The organism is Microlunatus ginsengisoli, from assembly GCF_039537205.1.
In the GTDB taxonomy this organism is placed as follows: Bacteria; Actinomycetota; Actinomycetes; order Propionibacteriales; family Propionibacteriaceae; genus Microlunatus; species Microlunatus ginsengisoli.
Genome location: NZ_BAABAB010000063.1, coordinates 1 through 735, shown reverse-complemented (window position 1 = coordinate 735; position 735 = coordinate 1). Strand labels below are relative to the sequence as shown.

1 protein-coding gene and 1 pseudogene are annotated in these 735 nt (G+C 66.9%); both read right to left on the bottom strand.

What is annotated here, in order from left to right; genetic code table 11:
• On the bottom strand, nucleotides 1–203 hold a 203-nt coding region (locus tag ABD747_RS26590), incomplete at its 3' end, for a hypothetical protein (protein WP_344810184.1).
• Nucleotides 200–676, bottom strand: a pseudogene (locus tag ABD747_RS26585) (transposase); the annotation flags it as partial. The pseudogene ABD747_RS26585 and the gene ABD747_RS26590, both read right to left, overlap by 4 nt.
• Between the last annotated feature and the right edge of the window lie 59 nt (nucleotides 677–735).

Here is a 735-nt window from a genome sequence, read left to right as displayed (position 1 = left end):
TGGTCTCCGTTCTGTAGGGGTTGCAGGCTCTCCGGGTTGCCGGATGGCTGCCAGCCGCTGTGCGGGTCGAGGAAGTCTTCGGGCCAGGGGGCGGGGATGCCGTGTTCGTTCCACCAGCCGGTTTCGTAGCCGGCGGCGAGGGCTCGTCGGTATTCGGCCTGGGTGAAGCCGGGCCCGTAGATGTCACGCGGGCGGGTGGTCACGCGACGGCCTCCAGTTCCAGCTGGTCGACCGGGTCGGGGTCACCGGGCCTGGTAGTGGTTCGGGATCGGGTGAGGACGTCCAGGCCGAGGTAGCGGCGTCCTTCGGCCCATTCGTCGTGTTGTTCGGCGAGGACGGCGCCGACGAGGCGGGTGATGGCGTCGCGGTCGGGGAAGATCCCGACGACGTCGGTGCGGCGTCGGATCTCCCGGTTCAACCGCTCGTTGGGATTGTTCGACCAGATCTGGCGCCAGATCTCCTTCGGGAAGGCGGTGAACGCGAGCAGGTCGGCCCGGGCGGCGTCGAGATGGTCGGCGACGGTCGGGAGTTTGTCGGTCAGCGCGTCGAGGATCCGGTCGTATTGGGCGTGCACCGCAGCGGCGTCGGGCTGGTCGTAGACACTGTGCAGCAGGGCTTTGACCCAGCCCTAGGAGCTCTTCGGGCAGACCGACATCAGGTTGGCGGCGTAGTGGGTGTTATGCCGACGTCGGCATAACACCCATTATGCCGATCTGATGGTTATGCCGACGTGGT